Annotated in this window: 5 protein-coding genes and 1 pseudogene; 4 read left to right on the top strand and 2 right to left on the bottom strand. The window is 35.2% G+C overall.

The features are described 5' to 3' along the window. Positions 1 to 33: 33 nt before the first annotated feature. Both B3143_RS07170 and B3143_RS07175 read right to left on the bottom strand, forming a co-directional pair. On the bottom strand, positions 34 to 717 hold the full coding sequence (locus B3143_RS07170) for an LrgB family protein (protein ID WP_004812048.1): 684 nt from the start codon (positions 715 to 717) through the stop codon (positions 34 to 36). A gap of 2 nt (positions 718 to 719) precedes the next feature. Continuing rightward, on the bottom strand, positions 720 to 1,163 hold the full coding sequence (locus B3143_RS07175) for a CidA/LrgA family protein (protein WP_004779973.1): 444 nt from the start codon (positions 1,161 to 1,163) through the stop codon (positions 720 to 722). A gap of 101 nt (positions 1,164 to 1,264) precedes the next feature. Between B3143_RS07175 and B3143_RS07180 the strand changes: the two genes are divergently transcribed. The 4 genes and pseudogenes from B3143_RS07180 (at position 1,265) to B3143_RS07195 (ending at position 5,525) form a co-directional block, all read left to right on the top strand. Then, positions 1,265 to 2,164 (top strand): LysR family transcriptional regulator, encoded by a 900-nt coding sequence (locus tag B3143_RS07180; RefSeq protein ID WP_004779974.1) that lies wholly within the window; start codon positions 1,265 to 1,267, stop codon positions 2,162 to 2,164. A 341-nt stretch (positions 2,165 to 2,505) separates the two neighbouring features. Continuing rightward, positions 2,506 to 3,132 carry a TetR/AcrR family transcriptional regulator gene (locus B3143_RS07185; protein WP_004812047.1) on the top strand — a complete coding sequence of 209 codons (627 nt, stop codon included), beginning with the start codon at positions 2,506 to 2,508 and terminating at the stop codon, positions 3,130 to 3,132. A gap of 99 nt (positions 3,133 to 3,231) precedes the next feature. Further along, the gene (locus B3143_RS07190; RefSeq protein WP_004812046.1) at positions 3,232 to 4,209 is read left to right on the top strand and encodes an MDR family oxidoreductase; all 978 of its coding nucleotides are present in this window, start codon (positions 3,232 to 3,234) and stop codon (positions 4,207 to 4,209) included. Positions 4,210 to 4,303: 94 nt separating this feature from the next. Further along, positions 4,304 to 5,525 (top strand): annotated as a pseudogene (locus B3143_RS07195) (IS256 family transposase). The last annotated feature ends 132 nt before the right edge of the window (positions 5,526 to 5,657 follow it).

A 5,657-nucleotide genomic window follows, 5' to 3' on the forward strand; every position in this document is an offset into this window, starting at 1 on the left:
ATTCAGCGGACGCTTACATACGACAGAACCAAACTATACAAGCAGATGAACCAGAAAAGGACCTACCAAAACCATAAAAATACCAGCAAGTACCATTGTTAAGCTGGCAATCACCCCTTCTTCTTTATCACGACTATAGGCTTTAGTCGTTCCAAATCCATGTGCTGCGTTGCCCAAAGATGCACCCATGACAAAATGAGATTTTAACGGTAAGGCGGCTAGCACAATATCACCAATGATCATACCTATAACACCAGTAATCATGGTAAACAAAATAACCAGTTCGACAGAGCCACCTATATGATTGCTCAACTCCATTGCAAAAGGTGTAGAAATGGAACGCGCCATTAAGCTATAGGTCGTTGACTGATCAAAATTAAACAGCTTAGCCAAATAAAATGAACTGATCATTCCTGCTAGCATCCCTATCACCACGCCCATACTGATAGAAAGTAGATGTGTTTTGATTATTTCACGGTATTCATAAATTGGAATGGCAAAGGCGACTGTTGCAGGGCCTAACATCCAGACAATCCATTGGTTATCTTGCATATACGTATCATAGGATATATTCAAAGATAAGATTAAAATAATCAGAAGGATAGGGGGTAGTATCGCTGGTGATAAAATGAGATAAGAATATTTTTGATGGATTTTTTTTACGACAGTATAAAAAAGTAAAGTTGAAATCAGACAAACAATGGCGATTAAAGTCATGATTATTTTCCATCCTGATCTATATTACGCAGAGATTGGGAGCGATTATTCTTGATTTTATTTTCAAAATGAAAGCCAAGATGTACACTATATGCTGTAACCACCATGACACAAATGGTGCCCAGAATAACAGCAAAGATTAATTGCCAGCCTTCTGTTAAAAAAAGATGTTTATATTTAATTAGTCCAACAAAACAGGGAATAAAGAATAAAACCAATTCACCCAAAATAAAATCGGAGCCACTCTTGATCCATTCAAGTTTAAAAAATCCAGTCAATAAACCTGCTAAAACAATAAAAAGCCCGATCACTGCACCAGATACTGGAAGTTTAAATAAGGATTGAAGTATGCTGCCAATCCACCAGAAAGCAAGTAATAAACTGATTTGCAAAATGATTTTACTGATATATTTGAGTCGGGTCGGATGTTCGATTTGTACAGGCATTAATATCACAGCTTGATTTTGAAGATAAGGTAATTTTATATGCTGTACGTATGTGAAATAATGAATAATTTTATAAATATTATTCTATATTGGAATAATTTATGGATCTAAAATCACTTAAAATTTTTGTTGAAACTGTTAATAGCCAGAGTTTTAGTTTAGCTGCAGTACGCTTGTTTATGACGCAACCGACTTTAAGCAAGATCATTAAAAGCTTAGAAGAAGAGTTGGGAACAGCACTATTTAAAAAAGGTGAAGCAGGAAGAAAACGTGAAGTCGTACTGACTTATACAGGCGAACTGATTTATCAGCATGCATTAAACATACTGTCAGAACATGAAAAAATATATAACACGATTGAGCAAGTTAAGTTACTTAAAAAGGGTAAACTGACTTTAGGTTTACCACCATTAGGTTCTGTCTTATTTAGTTCACTTATTGCCTTATTTCATAAGCAACATCCGGATATACAGCTTAGTTTTTTAGAGGTAGGCTCAAATAGTATTGAGGAAGCAATTGCAGATAAACGTATTGATGTTGGTATTTTACTTGGTAATTTTCGACCGACTTTTGCGTCAATCCCAGTTGTTGATTCAGCAATGTGCTTACTATCCATAAAAGATTCACAGTGGAGAAATAGGAAAACTGTAAATTTGATTGAATTAAAAGAAGAATCCTTTCTATTATTTTCTGATACCTTTACTTTGAATAGTATGATTATTAAAGCAGCAAATACAGTAGGTTTTGAACCTAAAGTTGTCTGTAAAAGCAGTCAATGGGACTTTATTGCAAAAATGGTTGAATCAAATATGGGAATCGCATTACTTCCTCAAATATATTGCCAGCAATTAGATCAGGAAAAATTCAACACTGCCGTATTGGAAAATCCAGGTTTAAATTGGACTTTAAGTATGGCCTGGAATACGACTATAGCAATGAGTCCTGCAACTAGAGCATGGCTAAATATTGTAAAAGATCATAAACAGAAAATTCACTTTTAGTTCAATGCTTTTACAACCAGTTTTTGATTGTCGTTACAATCAGTTTTGGCTGTTTAATTCATCGGTTCTATCGCATTAAGGAATTTAGGTCCATTTAACTTATATTTACCTAAAATCTAGTTTATAAATTATTTTTACAATATATTTATTAATTTCAATATTTTGAAGAAAAATAATAGAAAGTTATAAAAAATTAGTTCATGAACTTATAGGATTTTTAAGAACATTTATATGAATGACTAAGTACTGTGAAAAAAGAGAACTAGATGACGTTTAGATAAAATTTTCAGTCAAATAATCTTATTGTTGTTATTTCTAGTCACATAGTCTATTTTTATTATATGAATTATTCTTCCTCACCCAAAAGACCACGTGGTCGACCAACCAAACACGGTTGTAACTATGCAGACACTAAAGAAGTTTTAATCCACCGAGGTATCGAGTTACTGACCGAACGTGGAATGAATGCTATGAGCTTGGATGATCTCATGAAATCAGTCCAAGTTCCTAAAGGGTCTTTCTACCATTATTTTGTAAATAAAGAGGCTTTTATTTTAGAAGTCTTAGATGCTTATGAACTTTATTTTGTGAAGCGATTGAATAAGTTTTTAAGTCAAACTGATCTTTCCCCACTAGAAAAGCTACAAAATTTTGTAAAAGATGCGGGTGAAAAAATGCAAAAATATGATTTTAAACGAGGTTGTATTTTAGGTAACTTAGGACAAGAAGTGTCGTATTTGCCACAAGAAATCATTGCCCGAATCGAAAGTATCTTTAAGGTATGGGAGAAATTAGTTTCTGATTGCCTACATCAGTCAAATTCACAATATAGCCTAGCTGATTGCGATGAAGCTGCTTATCAGTTTTGGATTGGGTGGGAAGGTGCAGTTCTAAGAGCACGTTTGGTCAAATCAACAAGTCCCTTAGATGCATTTTATCGCTTGTTTACTTTAGCTGTAAAACAATAAAATCACGTAAAAAGTTAATTAAAAAATAAATGCAGACGTCTGTATTTATTTTTTAATTAATTCTAGACAATCAGTCTAATTAAATGGAGAGGAAGTTCTATGTACAAAGGTATTGTAATTAATAAAGATGAAGCAGGTTACACATCACAAATTACTGAGATTGCATCAAAGCCTTTACAAGAAGGAGAGGTTAGAGTCGAAGTCAAATATTCAACACTCAATTATAAAGATGCTTTAGCCATTACTGGGCGTTCACCAGTGGTGCGTAGTTTTCCTTTGACCCCAGGCATCGATTTTTCGGGTGTTGTGATTGAATCAAAACATCCAGCATGGAAAGAAAGAGATGAAGTTCTACTGAATGGTTGGGGAGTGGGTGAAAAATATTTTGGAGGTCTAGCCGAGCAAGTCACTGTTTCTGGTGATTGGCTCATACAAAAACCTTCTGCTTTTTCTTTTAAAGATACGATGGTTATTGGTACAGCAGGTTATACCGCAATGTTGTGTGTCATGGCTTTACAAAAACATGGTATTAAACCAAGTGATGGAAAAATTTTAGTGACAGGTGCAAATGGTGGAGTAGGTAGTATTGCCATTATTATTTTGAATCATCTTGGTTATGAGATTACAGCTTCAACTGGTCGACCTCAAGAGTCAGAATATTTAACCTATCTAGGTGCGAGTGAAATTATTGATCGTATTGAATTATCTTCCCCAGGAAAGCCATTAAACAAAGAAGTTTGGGCTGGCGTAATTGATACTGTTGGAAGCCATACTTTAGCCAATGCATGTGCTAGTACAAAATATCGTGGTGCAGTTGCTGCGTGTGGTTTGGCAGGCGGAATGGATTTTCCAGCAACAGTTGCTCCATTTATTCTAAGAGGGATTACCTTATATGGAATTGATAGCGTGATGGCACCAATCGAATTAAGAAAAGAAGCATGGGAACGTTTGGCTACAGAATTAGATCAGACAAAATTAGAAACAGTAACGACTGAAATTCAGTTGACAGATGCTTTAAATATTTCAAATGAAATTTTAGATGGAAAAATTCGAGGTAGAGTTGTTGTACAGATATAGTTCAACAAAATGAGTTGTGGGGACTGTTCTAAATTTTGTGTAAGTACTTAATTTTCATTTATCCTACTGAGCATAATAAAAAGAGGTACTTCACATGGATGAAGCTACAATCAAAAGTATGGCAGCTGAATTAGCTAAAGGTTTAAAAATTCCTGAAGATTTAAACCAAATGACAGCCATATTTAAAAAGTTCATGATCGAAACCGCTCTGAATACTGAGCTTTCTGAACATTTAGGCTTGAAAAGCATCAACCTAAGAAAGGATCTAATGCACGTAATGGTTTTAGCTCCAAAACAGTTCTAACACAAGATGGGCAGCTTGCTTTAGATATCCCTCGTGATCGTGATGGCTCTTTTGAACCACAGATTATTAAGAAGCATCAAACTCGCATTACTAGCATGGATGATCAAATTCTTTCGTTATATGCGAAAGGAATGAAAAATAGAGAAATTGTTGCTTTTTTAAAGAAATGTACGATGCCGATGTATCTGCCTCCCTTATTAGTAAGGTGACGGATGCTGTCATTGAACAAGTGACAGAATGGCAAAATAGAACACTCGATAGTCTTTATGCTATTGTCTATTTAGATTGCATTGTTATTAAGGTTCGTCAGCATTCAACAGTAATCAATAAATCAGTTTATTTAGCATTAGGCATTAACCTGGATGGCCAAAAAGAACTTCTTGGCATGTGGCTTGCTCAAACAGAAGGTTCCAAATTCTGGCTATCAGTCATGACAGAGCTTAAAAATCGAGGAGTGCAAGATATTCTTGTAGCCTGCCTTGCGAAGCAGCGCTTCTCAGGACTAAAAGGCTTTCCTGATGCGATAGCCTCTGTCTACCCTCATACTGATATCCAGTTGTGTATCGTACATGTTGTACGCAATAGCCTGAGATTTGTGAGCTGGAAGGACTACAAAGTTGTAACAGCAGGATTGAAGGCGATCTATCAGGCAAGTACAGAGGAAAATGCTTTAAAGTCCCAAGATATCTTCTGCGATCAATGGAATCACCAGTATCCAAAAATTGGAGAATCCTGGCGGGCAAATTGGGAAAATATCCGAACGATCTTTAGCTATCCTGCTGAAATACGTCATGCGATTTATACAACAAATGCAATTCAATCATTGAATAGCGTGATCCGCCATTCAACTAAAAAGAGAAAGATCTTCTCTTCTGATGATTCAGTGAAAAAGGTCATTTATTTAGCAACTTCAAATGCTGCTAAAAAATGGACCATGCCAATTCAAAATTGGCGTTTAGCAATGAATTGGTTTACGATTCAGTTCGATGATCGCTTAAAAGATCATTTATAAAAAATGAGACTTACACAAAATAATTTACAGGCTCGTAGAAACATGAAAATACATTCTTTTGGTGAACACAATAACATTACTTTATCTAATAATTGTATTGAAGTTCGAGGTGCACGTGAGCATAACCTTAAG

It is taken from the genome of Acinetobacter sp. UBA1496 (assembly GCF_002324975.1).
Classification (GTDB): domain Bacteria; phylum Pseudomonadota; class Gammaproteobacteria; order Pseudomonadales; family Moraxellaceae; genus Acinetobacter; species Acinetobacter variabilis.

What these genes read in the sequence shown, in the direction of transcription:
- B3143_RS07180 (WP_004779974.1), top strand. Translation starts at nt 1,265, where the DNA reads ATGGATCTAAAATCACTTAAAATTTTTGTTGAAACTGTTAATAGCCAG.
- B3143_RS07170 (WP_004812048.1), bottom strand. Translation starts at nt 717, where the DNA reads ATGACTTTAATCGCCATTGTTTGTCTGATTTCAACTTTACTTTTTTAT.
- B3143_RS07185 (WP_004812047.1), top strand. Translation starts at nt 2,506, where the DNA reads ATGAATTATTCTTCCTCACCCAAAAGACCACGTGGTCGACCAACCAAA.
- B3143_RS07190 (WP_004812046.1), top strand. Translation starts at nt 3,232, where the DNA reads ATGTACAAAGGTATTGTAATTAATAAAGATGAAGCAGGTTACACATCA.
- B3143_RS07175 (WP_004779973.1), bottom strand. Translation starts at nt 1,163, where the DNA reads ATGCCTGTACAAATCGAACATCCGACCCGACTCAAATATATCAGTAAA.